At 43.6% G+C, this 555-nt stretch carries 1 protein-coding gene; it reads left to right on the top strand.

Going from position 1 to position 555, the window contains the following annotated elements:
• Positions 1–435 (top strand): DUF2913 family protein (locus R7F64_RS24245; RefSeq protein ID WP_318072199.1); only part of this gene is annotated, 435 nt, incomplete at its 5' end.
• Positions 436–555 lie beyond the last annotated feature (120 nt).

Below are 555 nucleotides of genomic sequence, written 5' to 3' on the forward strand. Positions count from 1 at the left end.
CGCTACAAACTGATTAAAAAGCCGTTAAAGTCTCTGACTCAACAGGCGAAAGGGGAAAATGGCAACCTTGAAGCCTTACTTGAACGCTGCGTTGACGCGAATAAACCAAGTAACCCGCAACCTCACTTAGATAGCTACCTGCTACTAATTAACGAAATTGAGAAAAAACTCGGTACCACGGTACTGCTTTCTCGTCCTGAAGATGTCGACTTATCGCATGACCAGCATGGCTGTTTGCTGTGTGTGTTATCAAATAACTTAAACCAACATTTCGACGACAATAACGCCATGATTGCACCAATTTCGATGCTTTTCCGTGGTCCAATGAGTCAGCGCTCATTGTTCCTTGGCAGTATTTATGCAAGTGGCACATTCAATTATGAAGTGCAATATCAAGACGAACAGTTCGTGCGCATCACGTTAGAGCTAGCGTAATATCCGCTCGGAATGAACTGAACAGACAAAATCAAAAAAGGCCGCGTAACTCGCGGCCTTTTGCCCTTTACTTAAGTACCTAGATACCTAGTTATCTAGGTGTCAAACCTACTTCAGGTT

The sequence above is a fragment of the Vibrio sp. Vb1980 genome (genome assembly GCF_033338615.1).
GTDB lineage: Bacteria > Pseudomonadota > Gammaproteobacteria > Enterobacterales > Vibrionaceae > Vibrio > Vibrio alginolyticus.